Genomic DNA, 23,073 nt, shown 5'->3' on the forward strand with positions numbered 1-23,073 from the left:
AAAGGGTCATCACGTGGCTGATATCGAGCAATTTTCCAAATCACAATTGATGCGTTTGATCGCCAGGCAACAAGAGAAATTATCCAGTCTGCAAGCCGCTACCGAAGACAAGGACATTGCCATCATCGGCATGAGCTGCCGCTTTCCCGGCAGCAGCAACGATCCGGCCAGCTTCTGGGCCATGCTGGAAGCCGGCATCGACGGCGTGAGCGACGACACCTCATCCCGCTGGAACACCGCAGATTACTTGGGCAGCGCGAACGAGCCGGACAAGGCCTACACCCTGAGCGCAGGTCTGGTGGACGACGTCGAACTGTTCGATCCGCTGTTCTTCGGCATCTCGCCGCGTGAAGCGCAAACGATGGACCCGCAGCAACGGCTGGCGCTGGAAATCAGCTGGCGCGCGCTGGAATCGGCCGGCATCGCGGCCAGCTCGCTCGCAGGCTCAAAAACCGGCGTCTTCATGGGTGTGGGCGATAACGAATACATGCAGCGTTGCTACGATTCGGCCGCCAGCGAAAACATCGGCCACGTCGCCAGCAGCAACGCCCTGAACGTGATTGCCGGCCGTGTGGCCTACACGCTTGGCCTGCAAGGTCCGAGCATGGCGATCGATACAGCGTGCTCGTCGTCGCTGGTGGCAGTGCACCTCGCGTGCCAGAGTCTGCGCAACGGCGAGAGCAAGCTGGCGATTGCCGGCGGCGTGAACGTGCTGGTCGCGGGGGAGACGTTCCTGTCGCTCTCCAAAGCCAATATGTTGTCGCCCACCGGCCGCTGCCGCACGTTCTCCGACTCGGCCGATGGCTACGTGCGCGCCGAAGGCTGCGGCGTGGTGATCCTGAAACGGCTGGCCGATGCCGAGCGCGATGGCGACAAGGTGCTGGCCGTGCTCAAGGGCTCGGCCGTCAATCACGACGGGCGCAGCAGCAGCCTGACCGCCCCGAACGGCCCGGCGCAGATTGCGGTGATCCGCGAGGCGCTCAATGCCGCCAATATCGGGCCGGAGCAAGTCCACTATATCGAGACGCACGGCACCGGCACCGGTCTGGGCGACCCGATCGAAGTCCAGTCACTGGATGCGGTCTACGGCGCCAGTCATTCCGTCGCCAATCCGCTGTATCTGGGCGCGCTCAAATCCAATATCGGCCATGCCGAATCCGCTGCCGGCATCGCCTCATTGATCAAGGCTGTGCTGTGCCTGCAAAAGAAGCAGATTCCCGGCAACCTGCATTGCGATGCACTGAACACCAAGATTGCCGCCGATTTTTCGCGGCTGGTCGTGCCGGGCAAATTGAGCGCCTGGCCAACTGCGGAGCGAGCCATTGCCGGGGTGAGTTCCTTCGGCTTCAGCGGTACCAATGCGCACTTGATTGTGGCGGCGCATGAGCCGGCCGCCATCGATGCGACAGCTGGCGCAGAGACCACCCAACCGCTGCCCATTGTGATCTCGGCCCGCAGCCGGCCGGCGCTCCTGCAGCTGCTCGATCACTACCAGCGCTATCTCGCCAGCCATGATGTGCCGCTGGCGCAATTCGCCAAGGCGTGCGCACTGGGCCGCAGCAGCTTCGAGCACCGCGTGGCGTTTTTCGCTGCCACCCGGGATGAAGTGCGCAGCCGCTTGCATTCGCTGTCGCAGGCCGAGCCGGCCAATCATCCGCCGCTGGGCAAGATCGCCTTCCTGTTCACCGGCCAGGGTTCGCAATACGCGGAAATGGGCCAAACGCTGTACCAGACCAATCCGTTGTTCCGCCGGCATCTGGATCAATGCGCCGAGCAGATCGATCAGCATCTGGATCAGCCGCTGTTCTCGGTACTGTGGGGTGAGCACAGCGCTGATCTGAACGAAACCCGCTACACCCAGCCGGCCTTGTTCGCGCTGGAATATGCGCTGGCCCGGTTCTGGCTCGATCTGGGTATCGAACCGCAGTACCTGATGGGGCATAGCGTGGGCGAATTTGCCGCCGCTGCCATTGCCGGCGTGTTCAGCCTGGCCGACGCAAGCAAGCTGATCTGCGCCCGCGCCCGCTTGATGTCTGAGCTGAGCGAGCGGGGCGGCATGCTGGCGGTACTGGCGCCGCTGGCGCAGGTGGAGCCGTTCCTCGCCCCGTTTGCGGATGTCTCGGTCGGTGCGATCAACGGCCCGGCCAGCGTGGTGCTGTCTGGCGCGGAGGCATCGATCAAAGCCATCGAGCAAGCGCTGATGCAAGCCGGCGTGGCGTGCCAGCCACTCAAGGTATCGCACGCCTTCCACTCGCCGCTGATGCAGCCGATGCTGGCGCAATTCCGCGCCGTGGCCGAGGAAATCAGCTATTCGCTGCCCAACTACAGCCTGATTTCGAACGTGACCGGTCAAGCCGAAACCGAGCGTTTCTGCAGCGCGGATTACTGGGTGGAGCACGTGCTGTCACCGGTCAATTTCCACGGCGGCATGCAAACGACCAACGCCGCCGATGTCGCGGTGTATCTGGAGGTCGGCCCTGCCGCCACTTTGCTGGGCATGGGCCGCCGCTGCGTCAGTAACGATACCGCGCTGTGGCTGCCGTCCTTGCGGCAAGGCCAATGCTGGGAGCCGATCAATAACGTGCTGGCGCAATTGTTCGAACGCGGTCAGGCCATCAACTGGCAGCACGTGTTCGATAAGGCTATCCCGCAGGCGCAAATCCCCGGCCACCCGCTGCAGAATGCACGCTACTGGCTCGAAGACGTGAAGCGCAGCCACTCGCGCCAGTCTACCGATGTGGCGCGCGCCAAACCGGCCGGCCATCCGCTGCTGGGCACGGCGCTGCCGCTGCCGGATAGCCACGATCATTTGTTCATGGCGAACTGGTTCACCCGCTCGCCGGCCTATTTCGATCATCACCGCCTCTACAACCAGGTGGTGGTGCCGGCCGCTTCGCACGTCGCCATGATCTTGCTGGCGGCTGAGAAAACCTTCGCTGGCGAGGTGTTCGAGCTGCAGGATTTGCTGTTCCCCGAGGCGCTGACGCTGGGCGATGCCGAAGACGCCATGATCCAGCTGTACCTCAAGCACAGCGGCGAAACCGGCTTCAATATCCAGCTCAAGCGCATTGCCGACCAGATCGATGCGCACCGGCTGCACGTTGAAGGCAAATTGCTCACGCAAGTGGACATCGGCAACGCAGCTGACGACGTCACACAATGGCGCAGCTACCAGCAGGATTTCGATCGCCAGTTCAGCGGCGCATCGTTCTACGAAGAGTTCTGGGAGCTGGGCTACACGCTGGGCAGCGCCTTCTGCTGGATTCAGGAAGGCTGGCAGCGCGATGCCACCGTGCTGGCCCGCATGGCCCCGCCCGCATTGCCGGACGGCGCGAATGACTACGGCCTCTATCCCGGCCTGATCGACTCCTGCTTCCAGCTGATTGCCTGCTGCGCGAATGGCGAAAAGACCAGCCTCAACACCGGCAAGATCTACATCCCGTTCACGATGGAAAGCTTCCAGTACCGCAAGCTGGCCAACAACGCCCAACCGCTGTGGTGCGTGGCCACGCTGCGCGAAAAACCGACCGAAGCCAGCAACCGCGTCATCGGCGATATCGTGTTGTTTACCGACGACGGCAGCGTGGTGGCGCGCATCAAGGGCTTCCAGGCGCGGGTGACCAACGAAGACGGCCTGTTCCAGATGCTGTCGAAAAAGACTGCGGCCAAGTCGGTGGTGTATGACTTGGCTTGGCAAGCCGTAGCGACGGATGACAAGGTGCGCATCGCCGCTGATCAGGCCTTGCCGTGGCTGCTGGTGGGCTCGAACACGCTGAAAACCGCCTTTGATACCGCCTCGGTTGCGGCCTTACATGTTGACCTTGCCGCCGTCGATTTCCACGGCGCAACCGTGCCGGAACTGGCTGCGAGCTGGCAGCAGTATCTGGCACAGCATGCCGCTGGTCAGGCCTTCGCCGGCATCATTTATGCCGGGCCGGAGGATGACGCTGAAGCGACTCACCCCAATGCCCTGGCACAGGAAATCCTGCTGATCTCGTCATTGATTTCAGCGATCGAGCGCGAGCAACGGCTGGTGCAGCACGGCTTTGTCTACCTCGGCCACAACGCAGCTGCGATCGATGCCGGCCAGACGGTAAACACCCATGCGGCAGCCATTCAGGCGCTGTTCCGGGTGCTGGCCAATGAAGGCGTCACGCTGGCGCTGAAGTCGATCAGCATCGATGCCACGGCGCAAAACGACGATCTGGTCGCGCTGCTGAATCGCGGCCTGGGCTGCGAAGCGGAACAGGTTGCCGTGCAGGCGACCAGCTGCCTCGCACCGTATTTGCTGCCTGCCACTGCAACAGCCGCACCCGCATTGACGCAAGGCTGGTATGCCATCAGCGGTGGCTTTAACGGCATCGGTCTGGAAATCGCCAAATATCTGGCGAAAACGGCTGCGCAAGGTTTGGTGCTACTGGGCCGCAGCGAGCCGAACGCCGCCTTGAACGCCTTCATCGAACAATGCGTGCTGCAGGGTCTGCCGATCCGCATCGCACGTTGCGATATCAATGACGCCGCCGCGCTAGCGCATTGGGCTGCCGGCCTGAAAGAAGACGGCATTGCGCTCACTGGTTTGATCCACGCGGCGGGCGTGGTGCGTGATCAGCCGCTGCAAGAGCTGGATCGCGCCTCGATCGAGCAGGTACTGGCGCCCAAGGTGGCCGGCACGGCGTATTTGCTGCAGGTGCTGGCGGATCATCCGCTCAAGCATGTGGTCGGTTTCTCGTCGATGTCCGCGCTACTGGGCACCAACGGCCAAGCCGCCTATGCGGTCGCCAACGCCTATCTGAACGCCGCGCTGCACAACCTGCGCGCCACGCGGGGCATTGGCCTCTCGATTGGCTGGGGCCCGTGGGCCGACGTGGGCATGGCCAGCCGGCTGGATGAATCGGTGCAGCGTTACTACCGCAACCGTGGCATTCAAGCCTTCGATCTGGAACGCGGCATTGCCGCCTTCGCCAGCGTCGCCAACCGGGCGGCCAGCAACGTGGCGCTGATCGATATCGATTGGGCGAAGTACGGCAGCGGGGCCAAGGCCTCGCCGCTACTGAGCAAGCTGATCACCGCCCATCACGGTAACGAGGGTCAGCTCGATCTGGATGGTCTGAGCGCGGAAGAACGTGCCCAAGCCGTGCGCCAAGCCACAGTCGTCTTGCTGGCCAAAGCGCTGAACTACCACGGCGATGCCTTTGCTGATGACGCGGTCGAACTGACCCAACTCGGCGTGGATTCGCTGATCGCGGTGGATTTGCGCAACAAGCTGCAAAAGCGCTTCGGCGCGAATGTCGCCATCGCCGACATGATGGCCGGCATGACGCTGGGCCAGCTGGTGCAGGCGGTGAATGCCAGCGTGGGCGAGCTAGCGGGCGATGACGAAGAAATCGCGCTCGTCATCCGCGACAAGGAACGCCATGAGCCGTTCCCCATCACCGATATGCAGCAGGCGTACTGGATCGGCCGCACCGGGGTGTTCGATCTGGGTGGCTTGTCATTGCATGGCTACAAGGAAATCGAGAGCGATTCGCTCGATCTGGCCCGCTTTGGCGAAGCATGGCGGCGGCTGGTCAATCGCCACGACATGCTGCGCGCCTACATCCTGCCAAGCGGCGAGCAAGTGGTGATCCAGCACCCGGCGCCGTACCAGATTGCCGAGCACGATCTGCGCGGCTTGCCGGCCGATCAGGTGGCCGCCCAGCTGGCGGAAATCCGCGAGGAAATGTCGCATCAGGTCTTGCCGCTCGATACCTGGCCGGCCTTCGATCTACGCGCCAGCCTGCTCGACGGCAACAAGACCCGGCTGCACATCAGCGTGGATGGCACCTACCTCGACTTCCGCAGCTTCCTGATCCTCTTCCGCGAGTTGATCCTGCTGTACAAGGATCTGGAGCACCCGCTGCCGGCGCTGGAAATGACCTTCCGCGATTACGTGCTGACGCTGCGTGCACAAGAAGGCACCAAGGCGTATCAGCGCAGCCTGGATTACTGGACCAAGCGCATCGAAACCATCGCACCGGCACCGGAGCTGCCGCTCGCCAAGAAGCCGTCGCAGGTCAAGAACCACCGCAGCAAACGCTGGGAAAGCAGCTTGCCGGTAGCGCAGTGGGAGTCGTTCAAGACCCACATGCACCAGCACGGTCTGACGCAGGCCGCCGTCTTGCTGGCGGTGTATGGCGAAGTGCTGGCCACCTGGAGCAGCAGCCCGCGCTTCTGCATCAACGTACCGGTATTCAACCGCCAGGGCTGGCATCCGGACGTGAACAACGTGCTGGGCAATTTCTCGTCGTTCACGCTGGTGGAGTGCGATTACTCGGTGCAGATGAGCTTCGTCGATCGGGTGAAGGAAGTGCAGCGCCAGATGATGGAAGGGCTGCAGCACCACCATATCGGCGGCGTGCAGATCATGCGCATGATCAATCAGGTGCGCGGCAAGATCGCGGCCGGTGCTTACCCTTGCGTGTATACCAGCCTGCCTTCCGGCGTGGATGAGTGGGATTCATCGCTCAAATCGATGATCACGCGTGAATTGGGCGAGATTCAGTACACCATCAGCCAGACACCACAGGTATGGCTCGATGTGCACGTCTGGTACGAAAGCGGCGGGCTGGAATTCAACTGGGACGGCGTGGAAGAGCTGTTCCCGGCCGGTATGGTGGACAGCATGTTCGCCGCCTACTGCAGCATGATCGAAGCACTGGCACAGGATGGCGCAACGTGGGCGCAGCAACGCATCAATCTGCTGCCGCCATCGCAAGTGGCACTGTTCGACGAAGCCAACGCCACGCTGCGGCCGATCAGCGATCTGTTGCTGCAAGAGAAGTTCTACGCCGCCGCCGAGCTGTTCCCCAACCACGCGGCCGTGATCACCTCACGCGGTGAGGTTTCGTATCAAGCACTGCGCGCCCAAGCCAACCAGATCGCGCATTTCCTGCGCTGCCAGGGCATCGGCCGCAACGATCTGGTGGCGGTGGCCATCGGCAAGGGGGCCGAGCAGATCACGGCGGTGATGGGCATCCTGATCGCGGGCGGCGCTTATCTGCCGGTCGATATCAACCAGCCGCAAAGCCGCATCGATTACCTGCTGCAAAACGGCGACGTCAAAGTGGTACTGACCAGCGACGAAGGCGGCAGCCAGGCGCCGCAACGCCGGCAATGGCCGGAGAACGTCATCGTCGAAACGGTAGCAGCGGTGCTCGCAGCCGAACCGAACGCGGATGACCTCGCCCCGGTACAGTCCCAGCGTGATCTGGCCTACGTGCTGTACACCTCCGGTTCCACCGGCAAGCCCAAGGGCGTGATGATCACGCATCGCAACGTGATCAATATGGTGGAGCACACCAACGATCACTTCGGCGTGAATGCCAACGATCGCGCCTTCAACATCACCGCGCTGAATCACGATTTGTCGGTGTACGACATCTTCGGTTGTCTCTCGGCCGGCGCGGCCATCGTCATCCCGGATGAAGACAAGCGCCGTGAGCCATTGCATTGGCTGCAATTGATGCAAGCCCACCGCGTATCGCTGTGGAATTCCGTGCCTGCATTGATGGATATGCTGCTGGAAGCCATTGGCGAACCCGGCGACGAGGTGGAGCACGTCGTCGGCGCACCGGTTGCCGCCGTGGCATTGCCGGAATTACGCGTGGTGATTCTGGGCGGGGATTGGGTGCCGCCGGCCATTCCGAGCCGCATCAAACGCGTAGCGCCGATTGCCGATCTGCTCAGCATTGGCGGCCCGACTGAAACCACGGTCTGGAATATCTGGAATTTCATGAACGATGCCCAGCCGGATTGGGCGAGCATTCCGTACGGCAAACCGATCAGCAACAGCCAGTATTTCATTCTTGGCGCGAGCGGCAAGCCGTGCCCGGTCTGGGTCGAAGGCGAATTGCATTGCGCCGGCGAATGCGTGGCACCGGGTTATCTGAACGACCCCGACAATACCGCCCGCAGCTTTGTCCGCCACCCGTATACCGATCAATTGATCTACAAGACTGGTGACTTGGGCCGCTATCTACCTGATGGCCGAATCGAATTCCTCGGCCGCCGTGATTTCCAGATGAAGATTCGCGGCCAGCGGATCGAAGCCGGTGAAATCGAGCACGCCTTGCTGGCCTTCCCCGGCGTGGAAAACGCCGCCGTGGTGGATGCCGGTGACGGGCTGCAAAAGCATCTGGTGGCGCACATTGCCATGGCCGGTGTCGGCAAGAACATGGCCCAGGCCAACAAGACCGCCGATTTCCTGTCCGAAGACGAACAGCGCGATGTGCTCACCAACCCGATCGAGCGGCTGGAATTCACGCTGGGCGAGCGGGGCATCCGCCACTTCAACCCGAATCTGGCCCGGCTGGAATTGCTGCGGGGCGATGAATCGCGATTGGAGCAATACCTGCGCCGGCAGAGCTTCCGCCAGTACAACGGCGAATTGACGCTAGCCAAACTGGAGCAACTGCTGGCCCCGCTCTCCATCGAGCGAATGGATGGCCAGGTCTTGCCCAAATACCGCTACCCATCCGCTGGCGGCTTGTACCCGGTGCAGGCGTATCTCTATATCAAGCCGGATGCCATTCCGGGCGTTGTCGGCGGGTATTACTACTACGACCCGTCCGCCAGCGAGCTGGTGCAACTGACCGGCGCGAGCGATATCAATGAACAGCTCTACGCCGGTTACCTGAAGCCCCTGGCCGAGGCCGCCGTATTCAGCCTGTTCCTGGTGGCCGATCTGGCGGCGATCAAGCCCATGTATGGCGAAGTGGCCCGCGATTTCTGCCTGCTCGAAGCCGGTTATGTCGGCCAATTGCTGATGACCGAAGCGGTCGGCAATCTGGTTGGCCTGTGCCCGGTCGGCGGCATTCAGGAAAGCGCGGCATTCCGGGAAGCACTGCAGTTATCCGATAGCCATATCGTGGTGCACAGCCTGACCGGTGGCGGCATCTCTGAAGAGCAAACCAGCTATTGGCTGGAAAAGCCCAAAGCCGCCGCCGATGCAGATACCGAAGAAACAACCGTTTCCGCGCTGACGCTGGAAGAACGCCTGCAAGAACACCTGCGCCAATACGTGCCGGAATACATGGTGCCGACGCGGTTCGTATTGCACGAAAAACTGGCCCTGACTGAGAACGGCAAGATCGACCGTAAATCACTCAAGGCCAGCGCCAATACCTTTGCGGCCCTGAAAGAGCCGGAAGTCTTTGCAGCGCCCACTTCACCGGTCGAACAACGCTTCGCCGACATCCTGGCCGAAATCCTCAACGTGCCCCGCGTGAGCATCGACGGCAATTTCTTCGAAATGGGCGCCAATTCGATCCACATGGTGAAAATCCAGAAGCGCTTCAAGGAAGACCTGGGCCGCGAACTGGCCGTGACCGATCTGTTCCGTTATCCGACGTTGCGCAGCCTGGTGGCCTTCCTGCACAAAGACCCGGATGAAAAACGCGATTTCAGCGATAGCCGTGACCGTGCCGCCAAACGGGCTTCCGCCCGCAACAAGAACCGCCCGCGCAACGCCACCGATGTGGAGAACGTCTGACATGAACCCACGCTACGAAGGCCGTATTGCCATCATCGGCATGGCCGGGCGCATGCCCAATACCACCAGCCTGAATGACTTCTGGCGCGCATTGGTCAATGGCGAATCGTTGATCCGGCCACTGGATGAAGCCGAATTGATCGAGCAGGGCATCGCGCCGGAATGGCTCGCCAACAAGCACTACATTCGCGCCGCCAGCAATATGGCCGATATCGATTGCTTCGATCATGACTTCTTCGGCTATGGCGCGCGTGAGGCGAGCATCATCGACCCGCAACAGCGCATCCTGCTCGAATTGGCGCACGAGGTATTTGAAGACGCGTGCTACGTGCCGGAAACGCTGCAAGCCAAGGTCGGGGTGTATCTCGGCGCTGGCTATTGCAACTATCTGGTCTCGAATCTGAGCGGCGAAATCGACGAGCACGACCAACTGGCCGGCCTGCAGATTCTGATGGGCAACGACAAGGAATACGCGGCGACGCGGGTGTCATACAAGCTCAACCTGACCGGCCCCAGCCTGGCGATCAATAGCGCGTGCTCCACCTCGCTGGTCGCCCTGCATCAGGCTTGCCGCGCCTTGCAATCGTACGAGTGCGATATGGCGCTGGCCGGTGCAGCCAAGATCAACATCCCCAACGACGTCGGCTATCTGCATCAAGAGGGCGGCATCAGCTCGAAGGATGGCCTGTGCCGCCCCTACGACGCGGAGGGCTCCGGCCCGGTCTTCGGCAGCGGGGCCGGGGTGGTCTTGCTCAAGCGCATCGAAGACGCCATTGCCGACAACGACAAAATCTATGCGGTGATTCGCGGCAGTGCGGTCAATAACGATGGCGCGGCCAAGGTCAGCTTTTCTGCACCGAGCACCGACGGCCAGATCGCCGTGATCGCCGAGGCGCTGGCCGATGCCGGCATCACCGCGCCGGAAGTCGGCTACGTGGAAGGTCACGGCACCTCCACGCCGCTGGGTGACCCGATCGAAGTGACAGCGTTGTCCGAGCTGTATCTGGCCGAAGGGGCCAAGCCCGGCAGCCGTTACCTAGGTTCGGTGAAGGCCAATATCGGCCATCTGGAAGCCGCCGCCGGCATGGCGGGCCTGTTCAAGAGCGTGTTTGCGATCCGCGACAACCTCATCCCGCCGCTGCTCAACTTCCAGCGCCAGAACAAGAACATCCGCTTCGAACAGACGCCCTTCACGATCAACACCACCGCTGCCAGCTGGCCGGCCGAGTTGGCCGAAAACCGGATTGCCGCCGTCAGCTCGTTCGGCATTGGCGGCACCAATGCGCATGTGATTCTGGAGTCCTACCAGCCGGATGAAGCCGAGCCGCAACCACTGGCCGGGCCCTATCTGATCCCTTTGTCGGCCAAGACCGAAACCGCCCTGGCGCGACTGAAAGACATCTACGCCGGCTACTTGGCCGGCGATGCCGCCGCGCTGGATCAGGTGGCGTATTCGGCCGCCGTCGGCCGGCAGCATTACCCGCATCGACTGGCGTTACTAGCTAACGACAAGGCGGGCTTGCTGGCCCAGCTGAACAGCCGCGAAGCCGCGCTTTCTGCCCCTGATGCCTTGGTGCTGCAAGAGGCCGAACTGGATCGGCGCTTGGTCGAGGAGGAGGGGAGTACTGTCGGCCTTGGCGTGCAGCGCCACTTGCAGGCGATCGATGCGCTTGTCGCCAAGCTCGCCGCACCGGGCTGGCAGCCCAACGCCGCCGAAGCCCGCCGCTTCAATAGCGCCGTGGTGCAACTGGCTTATGCGCAGTGGCTTGCTCAAGCCGGCTTGCCACTCGGCCACATTCACACCGACGCGGCCAATCTGGCGGCAGCATGCCTCGCGACCGGCGTGATCAATCTGGAACAAGCGGTGCGCGCGGTGCTGGTGTGCCATCAGCGCCTACCCAAGGAAAGCCTGGTCCGCCAGTCACTGGATCTTGGTCGGGCCGCAATCTACCGGCTTGGCTCGAGCACAGACGGCCGTTACCACACAGTGCAAGCGCCGGATTGCTGGCTGGCTGCCGATACGCCAGCCGCTGACGCCGCGATTGTTGGTGCGATCCAGATCGGCCAAGACATTGCCGCCCTGAACGAGGCCCTGCTGCGCGCACTAGGCCAAGCCTATGTCGGCGGTGCCACGCTGAATTGGACCGCCATCTACCAAGGCGGCGACATCCAGAAAACCAGCTTGCCCACCTATCCCTTTGAAAAAGTGCGCTGCTGGATCGATGCAACGCCCGCAGCCAAGCGCCAGCCGGCCAATACCGTGCCACGGGCCAATGCGATTACCGCTCAGGACGTCATCGGCATCATTGCCGACTTTGCCAAGATCGATGCGGCAGCCATCAGCGAAGAGACGCAATTCCAGCGTGATCTGGTGATGGAATCGATGATGCTGGCGGAATTGAATGCATCGCTCACCAAGCAATTCGGCTTGCAGGAACGCATCCCCCTGCCGCTCTATTTCGATAGTGGCAAGGTCGGCGATCTGGTGGCATGGCTGACCGCCTATCAGGCCAGAAACCAGCTCGAATCGACCGTGCTCGCCGATGTAACGGACGAGGCCGATCCACTGGCCTTCATTCGCGAATGGGCAGAATCATCCGCCTTCCCGGATCTGCAAAGGCTGGATCGCAAGCTGGTACATAAATCACTGCTCAAAAACGTATTGGTTGCGCGCACCGCGCCGATTTCGGCGGATTTGTTCGCTGCTGAAATCACGCAGGATGTCACGCACGACTATCACTACGAACATGCGCAGGATCATGTGCCCGGCCTGTATCTGATCGAAGCCGCCCGGCAGGCCGCAACGGCCATCGTGCATCAGTATTTCCAGGTGCCGCTGGGCTTCAAATTCATCATGAATGATCTTTCCTCCAGCTTTGAGCACTTTGCCGAACTGGATGCGCCGGTCTTCCTAACCATGCAATTCGTGGATGTGAGTTTCAAGAACGACGTGCTGGAACGCGCCACCGCCAAAACGGCCTTTATCCAGCGCGGCAAATCCATTGGCCGCATGCAATCGCAAGCAGTCATTTTCTCCGCCGAAAGCTATGACGTCGTACGCGACGGCGTAGCCATCATTGCAGGGTGAATCATGAGCACCGTTATTGCCGGGAAAAAGAAAACCGTTGCCGTCTATGACTTCGACGGCACGATTACCGATCGCCATACCTTTTGGCGCTTTCTGCGGGCGCTGGTCGGGCCGTACAAATTCTGGTTCACCGTCGTCACGATGATTCCGTGGATCATCGGCATTTATTATCGCGGCGCATCCATCATGGCTGCACGTGAAGTGCTGATTCGTCGTCTATTGAAAGGGCTGACCGAACAGCATTTCAAGCAAACGGCCGAGGCATTCGCCAAAGAGCAGATTCCCGCCTGGGTGAAAGAGCAGGCCTTGGCATCGATCAATGCGCATCGCAGCCAAGGCAGTGAATTGCTGCTGATCAGCAATAGCGCCAAATCCTATCTGGAGCCCTGGTCCCGCAGCGTAGGGATCGCCACCGTCTTTGGCTCGGAATTCGAAGTGGACAGCAATGGCCGCTTGACCGGCAATTTGCATGGCACGCACTGCCAGGGCAAGGAAAAGCTGGTCTGCCTGCAACGCCACCTGGGCTCGCTGCAGGATTACGAATTGCATGTGTACGGTGATAGCGAAGGCGATATCGACATGCTCAATGCGGCCGATTTTGCTTATTACCTGACCTTTGACGATTTGCACCGAAACGACCAGCGGCTGTGCGTTCAATAGCCCCCGTTACCGGTTTAACAGCCAATATGAGGCAAGACATGATTGAGATCGGTATCGTCGGTGCAGGCCCGGTCGGGTTGACGCTGGCATGCATTCTGCAAAATCTGGGTCATCAGACCCGGGTTTATGAAAAGCAAACCACCAAAGCGAAAGTATCCAAGGCATTTGCGCTGCATGCCCGCACGCTGGAGTTGTTTCGCAAGATTGGCGTGGAAGAACAGATCATTCAGGAAGGCCGCGCCATTCGGCGCATGAGCCTGTATTCAGAAAAAAACAAGCTGGGCACCATCGACTTCCGCAATCTGGAAGGCGAATTCCCTTATTTCATCAGCATTCCGCAATACCGGCTGGAAGAAATCCTGACGGCGCGTCTGGAAGCATTGGGCGGGCAGATTCTCTACGGTCACGCCTTCGTTTCGGCTGAACAAGCGGCCGAATCGCCGCAGTCGGTGAGCATTACCACCACCGATGCAGATGACATTACCCATCAGCACGAGCATGTCTATCTGGTGGGCGCAGATGGCGCGCATAGCGCAGTGCGCAAATATCTCGGCATTCCATTCAGTGGCGATACCTACGACAGCGAATTCCTGGTGGTGGATGCCAAGGTCGAATGGGAAGGGAACGGCTACGAGGCGCATACCTATCTATCCAGTCGCGGCTATCTGATGATCATGCCGTTTGCCGGACGCAAGCACCGCATCGTGCTCGATATCCCATCCGGCTATTTCAAATCCGAACCAACGCTGGATGATGTGCACGCTTTACTGGTGGAAAAGGGCTTTAGTGATATCCGGCTGTCGGAGCCGGAGTGGATCAGCAATACCCGCTATCACAAGCGACTGGCGGATGAATTCCAGCAGGGCAATATCTTCCTGGCGGGCGATGCTTGCCATATCCATAGCCCCATTGGCGGGCAGGGCCTCAATACCGGCATTCAGGATTCATTCAATCTGGCGTGGAAAATGGCGCTGGTACTGGATGGCAAAGCCGGCCGTAATCTGCTGGCCAGCTATGCGCACGAGCGCCGGCACGTGGCCCAGATCGTGCTGGATAACACCGATGCCTTGACCAAACGCTTCGCAACCAAGAATCCGATCAAGGTCATGCTCAGAAACCTGGCGCTGCCGGTATTGTTTTCATCCCCCAAAGTGCAAAAACAATTGGTCGGCAATGCTTCAGGGATTGCCATCCACTACGGCGATTGCAGCACAGTCTTCAAATCCGGTTCAGAGAGCACCTTGAATGCGGGCCAGCGCCTGCCCGATTTGCAGATTCAGGTCAAAAATCGCACCGATTATCTGCACCGCGTATTGCCGCAGAAGAAATACAGCCTGCTTTATGTGGATGCCAAAGCGGGCTTCCCGGCATCCAGACAGCTGGAGTCGCTGTGCGAGAACAAGCCGGATACCGTTGAGTTGATCTATGCCGCCGGGGCCAATAGCAACGCCCGCGATGAAATCGGCTGCGCGCTGACCATGCATGACGATTCGGTCATCCGCCTGACCCAATCCGGTACGGGCGTGATCCTGATTCGGCCGGATGGTTACGTCTCTTATGCGGCGCGGGATGTCGACATCAAGGAAATTGATGGGGTGCTGGAACTGTTGCACGCCAGTTGAGCTTGGAAATCCAGTTTTTAAATCAGGCAATCAAAGGAAATGGCAATGAAGCACTCCGTATTGAAACCTCTGGCTGCGGCTGGTCTGGCTTTATTCTTGAGCGTGCCGGTGTATGCAGAGCCGGCCAAGAGCCTGACCGCACAAGGGGTCATGCTGGCCAACGAGGTTTCCCGCAAGAGTATTACCGAACAATCCAGCATGCAGATGACGCTGACGAACGCCAATGGCGATGCACGCGTGCGCGAAGTCTTGATGCTGATTGATGACACCAATAGTCTGGCACGAAAGATTTATCTGAAATTCAATTCGCCGCGTGATGTGAAAGATGTGCGGATTTTGACCCTGGAGCATGAAAACGCGAATGAAGATGATGATCGCTGGCTGTTTCTGCCGGCGCTGAAAAAGGTGCGCCGGATTTCGGCATCCAGCAAAGGCGAAAGCTTTATGGGTACTGATTTCAGCTATGAGGATTTTGAAGTCAAGGATGGCGTGGTTGGCTCCAAAAATCACACCTACAAATTCTTGCGGGAGGAAACCATTCCTGATGCGCTGGGGGTGAAGAAATTGTGCTGGGTGATCGAGGCGCTACCTTCAACCGAACAGGAAATCCGCGACAGCGAAAACAGCAAGCGGATCATCTGGGTTGAGCAACAGCATTTTGCTGCCATTCAAGAGCATTACTTCAACAAAAGCGGCGTGCTGTTCAAAGTTCGAACTTCGTCAGATGTCCGCCCATATACAACCGACAAGAGCAAGACCGTTTGGCGGCCAATGCGCATTGAAATGACGACGGTTGAGTCCGGCCATAAAACGACCCTGATCATGAATGACTTCAAGGTGGATCAAACACTGCCTACCAAGATATTCACTCGCCAATATGTCGAGACGGGCGAGTTGTAATTCGGCACCTCATCGTCATCGCTTCATGGTGGCCGTCAATCGTTGATGGCCACGCCGTCTCTGCTTGCCACGCCAAGCGATAGAGCGAATTCCGGCTTAAAGGGGAGTGTTGTGTTTATTGCGAACAGGTTGCTCGCAGGGCAACTGCTGCTTGCCATCTTGGCGACTCATTCGGCGCAATCGGCCAAGGCAGAAGAGGAGCACCCACGATTCTCATTGCTGGATGCCGGCGGACGCATCCGCACGGAGTATTCCCGCCAGACCGACAACAGCGACGACAAATTCCTGGTGAAGTTCGAGCCGGAACTGAAAGTCGGCATTGGTGAGTCGTCGACCGTGTTTTTCAAACCGGCGCTCAACCTGTCACTGCTTGGTGGCTATAAGGCGGCCTATGACGATCAGTTCGAGCGATCCAGTTGGTCAAAGAAATATCGTTTCAACGATTATTCAAGCGCGGAGCTACGCGAGCTTTATTTGACCAGCAAGGTGGGAGATGGGCTGCTCACGCTGGGCAAGCAGCAAATCGTCTGGGGGACTGCCGATGGTTTAAGGGTGCTGGATGTGGTCGACCCGGTTGATTTCACCAATTTCATCATGGATGACCCGGCCGACGCGCGCATTCCGTTGTGGTCGGCCAACTATCAGGTCACCTTGCCGGCGTTTGATCTGCAACTGGTCTGGATTCCGGATACCACCTTCAATGATTATTCCGCTGAGCCCAACTGGTATTACCTGACGTCGCCCAAGATCATTCCCGGCGCGGCACCGGCCGGGGTCACCGTGCAGCAAAACAAGGTGGATCGGCCCGGCAGAAATCCGATCAAGGATGCGGATTACGGCATTCGCTTGACGAAAGTGATTGGCGGGGTCGATCTCACCTTCAATTATCTGTATCACTACAACGATGATGTGGTGATCTATAGCCAGCTCGACCCGAATAATGGCAATCCGGTGGTGACGGTTTCGCCGACTTATCGGCGTAGCCATTTGATCGGCGGCACGTTTTCTTTTGCATCGGGCAGCTTCGTCTACCGGGGCGAGTATGGTTTCAATTCCAACACTTATGTACTGACCAAGAGCCCGACCGATAACAATGGCGCCGTGAGCCGGCATGAATTCAGTTATGTGTTCGGCGTGGATTATTCCGGCCTGACCGATACCATGCTCAGCGTGCAGTTTTTCCAGAGCATCTTGAGCGGCAGCGATCAGGGGCTGGTGCGCGACAAGGTCGATTCAACCGTGACCCTGAATGCATCCAGAACCTTCCTGAATCAGACATGGCGCACGGAAATGCTTTACGTGTACAGCATCAATGATCGGGATTCCGCGCTGCGGGCGCGGGTGCGTTACAACCAGAGCGACAAGACGTCTTATTATTTCGAGTTCGATCACTACGCGGGTACGATCAACGGGCTGTATGGCGAGTTTCGCGATAAAAGCCGGGTGCTGCTGGGTGTGGACCGCTTTTTCTGATTTGTCTGACGCTATATTTGATCGGGTTGTTTGATAATGAAATTATTTTGCCTGCCCTATGCCGGCGGCGGCGCATTGGCATTCCGGCAAATGAAAGCCCGCATGCCAGCCCACATTACGGTGGTACCGGTTTGCCTGCCTGGCCGGGATCAGCGGTTTTCCGAGCCGCTGATCGACGATATGGCAGTGCTGGTGCGGCATCTGGCCCAACAGTATCTGGCGGACAATGACGCACCGTTTGCCATCTACGGTCACAGCATGGGTTCATTGATCGGCTTTGAACTGATCCGTTATCTGGTGCGTGAAAACATGCCGCTGCCGGTGCATTTCTTTGCCGCCGCGCGGGGCGCGCCGGCACTGACCGGGGAATATGAGCGATTTTCCGAGTTTGATGACGAGCGTTTCATTACCCGGATCAAGGCATTTGGCGGCATTTCGGATCAGGTCATTGCCAGTCCGGAATTGATGGAAATCGTCATGCCGATCCTGCGTAATGATTTCCGCCTGCTGGATAACTATCACTATTTTCAAGGCACGCTGCTGCCGGTGCCGATTACCAGTTTTCATGGCGAGCAGGACCACACCGTGCGGAGTGAATGGGTGCGGGCCTGGCAATATGAAACGGCCGTGAGTGCCCAGCATTTTTCCGTGCCGGGCAATCATTTCTTTTTGGCAGATGCAGCATCGCCGATGTTTAATCGGGTGGCCGACATATTAAGCGTGAGCGTGACAGCGGTGGCTTAGGGTAAAAGGCTATTTCTGCAGCTGATAGCCATAGGCGTTGATCACGGCCGCTGCCTTGGGGCCTTTCAGATAGTCCATCAACGCTTTCGCAGCGGCATTGTCCTTGCCCTTGAGCAACAACACCGCATCCTGCCGGATTGGCTCGTAAAGACTGGAAGGCACGATCCACGCCGAGCCACTGGTGAGCTTCCCGTCCTTATAGATTTGCGATAGCGCAACAAAGCCAAGCTCGGCATTGCCGGTCGCGACGAATTGATAGGCTTGGGTAATATTTTGCCCTTCCACCATCTTTGGTTTGAGCACTTCGGTCAGGCCCAACTTGGCAATGACCTGGGTGGCGGCGAGCCCGTATGGCGCGACGCCGGGATTGGCGATCGACAAGTGCATGAAGGCATTGTGCTTGAGTACATCGCCATTGCCATCGACATAACCCGATTTCGCCGACCAGAGCGCCAGACTGCCAATCGCATAGGTAAAACGAGCGCCGGGGACAATTTCCCCTTCTTTTTCCAGCCGGATCGGCGTGGCGTCATCCGCAGCCAGAAACACCTGGAACGGTGCGCCATTCTTGATCTGGGTATAAAACTGCCCGGTTGCCCCATAGGAGGCCACCAGCTTGTGTCCGGTATCGTGCTCAAAGTCCTTGGCGATCGCCTGGATTGGCGCGGTGAAATTGGCGGCGACTGCAACGAGCACTTCATCAGCCGTTGCGACGGCTGTTGCGGTCGCGAGGATCAAACCCAATGCAAAATTCAGCGGTAATGCTTTCATTGATGACCCCAAGGCGGTTCTGGATGGAAATTGGTTTGCGCTTGTTTTAACCGCCAAACGCAATCAATGGCAATACGCAGACAACCGCACAGGTGTTGCAACGCTGGCTTGATCATTCAATTAACGTGACTAGTCACCAATAAAAATAGAGGCTGTTTGCCATGAATGGTGACTAGTCACATAATGCGCCGCACGACCATCCAGCCTTATTGCCGACAGGACCAATCGTGAAGCAAGCAGCCGACAGCAAAACACTTGAGATCCCCGGCATTCCCGAAATAAAGCGCCGTGGGCGGCCACCCAAAGGCGACAAGGCCATGACCGCGGCAGAACGTCAACGTGCCAGCCGGGCATCCCGCTTCAAGACCGCAGTAAAGACGGGCGGCAAGGGCAGGGTGCCGGTACAGCTGTCGTGCGTAGTGGATGAGGCGACGCGCAGGGCACTCAACAAACTCGCCCACAATAACGCCTGTTCAGTTGGCGAAGTGATCGATCTGCTGGTTGCGCAAACCATCGCACCCCATGACTAGGCAGCAAGGCATCCAGAGTTTGTCACGCCAAAGTGTTTCACTCCGCAGAAAGAACAAATCGAGTTATTTAAATCATCTACTGACAACCAAGATTTCCGGTGCCGAGCATGAATCGTATCGGCTCGTCTCCACTCGCAAACGGTGTGCGCTAGCGTACAGACGCTGGCCGTTGGCCGAGTAGCCTTGTCGGTAAGGGCATGGTGATCTGTCGGGATCAATGGCGCTCATCGTGTCGTCCTGCAGAGGATGTTGTGATGCGCCTAGGCCTGCTTGATTTGCGCTGGTGGAGCGATGTACTGGTGATGCTGACCATGACCCACGTCACCATTGCCGCGGTCACCATTTTCTTGCATCGCCACCAGGCGCACCGCGCGCTTGCCTTGCACCCCGTTGTCAGTCACTTCTTTCGCGCCTGGCTTTGGTTGACCACCGGCATGGTGACCAAGGAATGGGTGGCCATCCACCGCAAGCATCACGCCACCACCGATACCGCAGAAGACCCGCATAGCCCGCAGGTTTACGGCATCCGGCAAGTGCTGTTCGAGGGGGCAGAGCTCTACCGGGTCGAAAGCCAAAACACCGCAACGATCGAAAAATACGGCCACGGCACGCCCGATGACTGGGTCGAACGCAAGCTGTATGCCAGGCATGCCTGGCTCGGCATCAGCCTGATGTTGGTTATCGATGTCGTCTTGTTCGGCCCGATCGGCCTCAGCATATGGGCGGTGCAGATGGTGTGGATTCCGCTCTTCGCCGCCGGTGTGGTCAATGGCATTGGCCATTATTGGGGCTACCGCAATTTCGCGCCGAACGATGCATCGAGAAACATCGTGCCGTGGGGCATCCTGATTGGCGGCGAAGAACTGCACAACAACCACCATGCCTATGTCACTTCCGCCCGGCTATCCAGCAAGTGGTGGGAATTCGATATCGGCTGGATGTATATCCGCATTCTGGCAGCGCTTCACTTGGCGACGGTGCGCAAGATCGTGCCCCGCATCCGCTACGACACCGCCAAGATCCGCTGCGATGTGGACACCTTGCAGACAATCATCATTCACCGTTACCACGTCCTGGCTGAGTTCAATCGCTCCTTGCGCCGAACTGCCATGGCGGAAATCCGTCGCCTGCGGGCCAGTGGGCGCCCCGAGCTGGCGGGCGTCAGGGCGCTGAACGCAGTCAAACACTGGCTGCAGCGGGATGCGAACGCCTTGCCGGAAAAAGAACGCGCCGTACTGGAACAGGCGCTGCGTTCCAGTACGGTGTTGAGCACGATTGATTCGATGCGGCAGGACCTCGCCGCCCTCTGGAGTCGATCTACCATCTCGAAGGAGCAGCTGGTGAAACAGCTGGAAGCATGGTGCCGGCGTGCGGAGGACAGCGGCGTTGGCGCGCTCGGCGAGTTTTCACGGACGTTGCGCAGGACGACACATTGTTAGGGTGACGCACAACAAAAAGTCCAAGGCTAAGCAGCCTTGGACTTCGGTGTGGACAATGTCGCTACCGGCGAAGATCAAGCGGGAAAAAGAGGCTGATGCCGGGTGATTGCCTTGGTTCGTAGTAATCCGGCGGTGGGACATAGACCGGTTGGGCATAGGTATAAGGGTGCCGATATTCTTGCCGATACCCGTCGCCCTCGCGATCACCGCGCCAGTGACGCTGATTGTAATTGCCGTGCCACTGACGCTGACCATGATCACCTTGCCGGTCATGCCAGTCGCGACCGTCGTCAGCAAAGGCGGTTGATACGGATAAGCCGCTGAACATCGAAGCAATGGCAAGCGCCATCACGACCTTGCGGCCGGTTGAGCCGATGCGGCTGGCCTTTCGAGTTGAGGTTTTCATTGTGACCCTCCCTTGTGATCATGTTTGCGGTCACCGTGGCGGAACAGGATATCCGCCTCCCGCTTCTGATCGTTCGTCATGTTGGCGTAGAGGTCGGCAAACACCGGGGTCAGTTTCTTGATGCCGTCTGCGTGGGCATCGGTAATCTCGCCATAGGATGTGAGATCGTCGACGGCGGTCATGGTCTTGGCATGATCAAACCGTGTTTGCGTCAGGTTATCCATGGCTTTTGCGTTGTCGCGCATGACCTGGGCGACCTTGGCCCATTGTGCTTCTTCGGCCGGCGTGATTTTGAGTTTGGCGTGCATGTCGGTGATGCGCAGTTCGGCACGATCCTGATGCGCATCTTTTTCGGCAGCGAACGCCATGCCCGGCGCGAAGGCCAGCGTGGCGATCAGGGCCGCGGCAACAAGGCGCCCATTTGCATGATTGAATTGAATGCTGCTTGGTTTCATGTTTGTTCTCGAGGTGGGTTCAAGGTTTGCACCCCCGCTGATGCCAGAGCGTGCCATTTGAACCTTCATTGTTTCCCTTGCGCCTGCGTTGCTCCGTTCGCCAGAGCACATAGGCGCGAGAAATCCTCAAAACCTGAAACAAACCGCTTTACGTCATTCAGTCCTGTCCAATCGAAGGCTCACCAAATCTCGAGCGCATGCATCGCCACGCAATGTATGGCGCCGCACAGAGCCCAAATCGGTACTGCGTCATATTGGGCAGACCGGTCTCGCGCATGTCTCTCTTTGAATCCGGTACGAGCTGAGCAAAGGCATTGGCTTCGGCATGCGCACTTTTGCTGGAGACATCCTGATGAATACCATCTTGAAAACGACATTGGCGGTGGCCCTGGCGGCCATGGCCACGCATGCGATCGCGGACATCGTCTTTTATGAACACGAAGGCTTTTCCGGCCGATCGTTCACCGAAAACAGGCAAATCGATAATTTCGACCGCGCCGGTTTCAATGACCGGGCAGAGTCGGCCATCGTCCTGGGTGAACGGTGGCAGGTTTGCGAAGACGCAGGCTTCAACGGGAATTGCATTTTCCTGTTGCCGGGCCGTTATCCATCCTTAGCCACCATGGGCATGGGTGATCGCATCTCATCCGCGCGGATCGTCGGCACCAACACGCGTTACGACGTACAGCGCTATGCCCCTGTGCCCGACCCGGTTTATGACAATCGGCGGCGCAACAACGAAAGGCTGTTTGAAGCGAATGTGACCTCGGCCCGTGCCGTGGTCGGGAAGTCTGAACAGCGCTGCTGGGTCGAACGCGAGCAAGTCAGCGAGCAAACCCGGCAAGACCGCGTCAACGTTCCCGGTGCGCTGGTCGGTGCGCTGGTCGGCGGCGTATTGGGCCACCAGATCGGTGGTGGGCGTGGGCAGGACGTTGCAACGGTCGGCGGCGTTGTTGCCGGCGGCGTGATCGGGGCCAATGTCGGTCGCAACCGGTATGGGCAAAACCAAGAGGCTCAGTTCAAGGATGTCCAGCATTGCAGCAACACCCCTAGTCAGGATCGTCCCGAATATTGGGATGTCACCTACAACTTCCGCGGTCTGCAGCATCGTATCCAGATGAGTTCGGAGCCCGGCAGCACCGTTACGGTCAACGCACAGGGCGAGCCACGTGCCTAGCGTCCCTGATGTTGTCCTCCCAAAACGGCCCTCGGGGCCGTTTTGCATTGGCTTGCCACCGATGTCTTGCCGCTGCGGCACATCCCTATGTACGCCACCGCACCGACTGCCCCCGGTGCGCGGACTAGCCTTGCCTTGTCATCAGGAAGCTTTGTGAAAGCAGTCCGGGCAGGAACCATGCGGCTCCTGCGGCCACCGGTCACTGCACAGGCGCCAGATACGCAGTTGGCGAGATGCCGGTTGCAACGGGTGATGCTGTATTGGCAACTCGGCCAGCGG

13 protein-coding genes are annotated in these 23,073 nt (G+C 59.1%); 10 read left to right on the forward strand and 3 right to left on the reverse strand.

Annotation, left to right across the window (positions count from 1 at the left end):
- Positions 1-13: 13 nt before the first annotated feature.
- The 7 genes from BR41_RS22600 (at position 14) to BR41_RS02475 (ending at position 18,016) form a co-directional block, all read left to right on the forward strand.
- The gene (locus BR41_RS22600) at positions 14-9,529 is read left to right on the forward strand and encodes a hybrid non-ribosomal peptide synthetase/type I polyketide synthase (RefSeq protein ID WP_051709847.1); all 9,516 of its coding nucleotides are present in this window, start codon (positions 14-16) and stop codon (positions 9,527-9,529) included.
- Between the two features lies 1 nt (position 9,530).
- Positions 9,531-12,617: a beta-ketoacyl synthase N-terminal-like domain-containing protein gene (locus BR41_RS22605; RefSeq protein WP_051709850.1), complete on the forward strand. Its 3,087-nt coding sequence runs from the start codon at positions 9,531-9,533 to the stop codon at positions 12,615-12,617.
- A gap of 3 nt (positions 12,618-12,620) precedes the next feature.
- Positions 12,621-13,277, forward strand: coding sequence for an HAD-IB family hydrolase (locus BR41_RS02455; protein WP_035052204.1), 657 nt, complete (start codon positions 12,621-12,623; stop codon positions 13,275-13,277).
- A gap of 38 nt (positions 13,278-13,315) precedes the next feature.
- On the forward strand, positions 13,316-14,899 hold the full coding sequence (locus tag BR41_RS02460) for an FAD-dependent oxidoreductase (protein ID WP_035052210.1): 1,584 nt from the start codon (positions 13,316-13,318) through the stop codon (positions 14,897-14,899).
- 45 nt (positions 14,900-14,944) lie between these two features.
- A complete protein-coding gene (locus tag BR41_RS22610; protein WP_051709855.1) occupies positions 14,945-15,799 on the forward strand; it encodes an outer membrane lipoprotein-sorting protein in 855 nt (284 codons plus the stop codon).
- 111 nt (positions 15,800-15,910) lie between these two features.
- The gene (locus BR41_RS02470) at positions 15,911-17,272 is read left to right on the forward strand and encodes a DUF1302 domain-containing protein (protein WP_156970509.1); all 1,362 of its coding nucleotides are present in this window, start codon (positions 15,911-15,913) and stop codon (positions 17,270-17,272) included.
- Between the two features lie 36 nt (positions 17,273-17,308).
- A complete protein-coding gene (locus BR41_RS02475) occupies positions 17,309-18,016 on the forward strand; it encodes a thioesterase II family protein (protein WP_035052219.1) in 708 nt (235 codons plus the stop codon).
- 9 nt (positions 18,017-18,025) lie between these two features.
- Here BR41_RS02475 and modA read toward each other — a convergent pair whose 3' ends face one another.
- A complete protein-coding gene (gene modA, locus BR41_RS02480; protein ID WP_035052221.1) occupies positions 18,026-18,787 on the reverse strand; it encodes a molybdate ABC transporter substrate-binding protein in 762 nt (253 codons plus the stop codon).
- Between the two features lie 227 nt (positions 18,788-19,014).
- On the opposite strand from modA, the gene BR41_RS02485 reads away from it, so the two are divergent.
- On the forward strand, positions 19,015-19,317 hold the full coding sequence (locus BR41_RS02485) for a hypothetical protein (protein WP_169741236.1): 303 nt from the start codon (positions 19,015-19,017) through the stop codon (positions 19,315-19,317).
- A 254-nt stretch (positions 19,318-19,571) separates the two neighbouring features.
- Positions 19,572-20,756, forward strand: coding sequence for a DesA family fatty acid desaturase (locus tag BR41_RS02490; RefSeq protein WP_035052225.1), 1,185 nt, complete (start codon positions 19,572-19,574; stop codon positions 20,754-20,756).
- Between the two features lie 61 nt (positions 20,757-20,817).
- Here BR41_RS02490 and BR41_RS02495 read toward each other — a convergent pair whose 3' ends face one another.
- Together BR41_RS02495 and BR41_RS02500 are read right to left on the reverse strand one after the other, a co-directional pair.
- Positions 20,818-21,162 (reverse strand): hypothetical protein, encoded by a 345-nt coding sequence (locus BR41_RS02495; protein WP_035052228.1) that lies wholly within the window; start codon positions 21,160-21,162, stop codon positions 20,818-20,820.
- On the reverse strand, positions 21,159-21,674 hold the full coding sequence (locus BR41_RS02500) for a Spy/CpxP family protein refolding chaperone (RefSeq protein WP_211251635.1): 516 nt from the start codon (positions 21,672-21,674) through the stop codon (positions 21,159-21,161). The genes BR41_RS02495 and BR41_RS02500 overlap by 4 nt, the downstream gene beginning before the upstream one ends.
- A 295-nt stretch (positions 21,675-21,969) precedes the next feature.
- Here BR41_RS02500 and BR41_RS02505 point away from each other — a divergent pair, with 295 nt between their 5' ends.
- The gene (locus tag BR41_RS02505) at positions 21,970-22,794 is read left to right on the forward strand and encodes a beta/gamma crystallin-related protein (RefSeq protein ID WP_035052229.1); all 825 of its coding nucleotides are present in this window, start codon (positions 21,970-21,972) and stop codon (positions 22,792-22,794) included.
- Positions 22,795-23,073 lie beyond the last annotated feature (279 nt).

The sequence above is a fragment of the Andreprevotia chitinilytica DSM 18519 genome, assembly GCF_000711875.1.
Taxonomy (GTDB): Bacteria; Pseudomonadota; Gammaproteobacteria; order Burkholderiales; family Chitinibacteraceae; genus Andreprevotia; species Andreprevotia chitinilytica.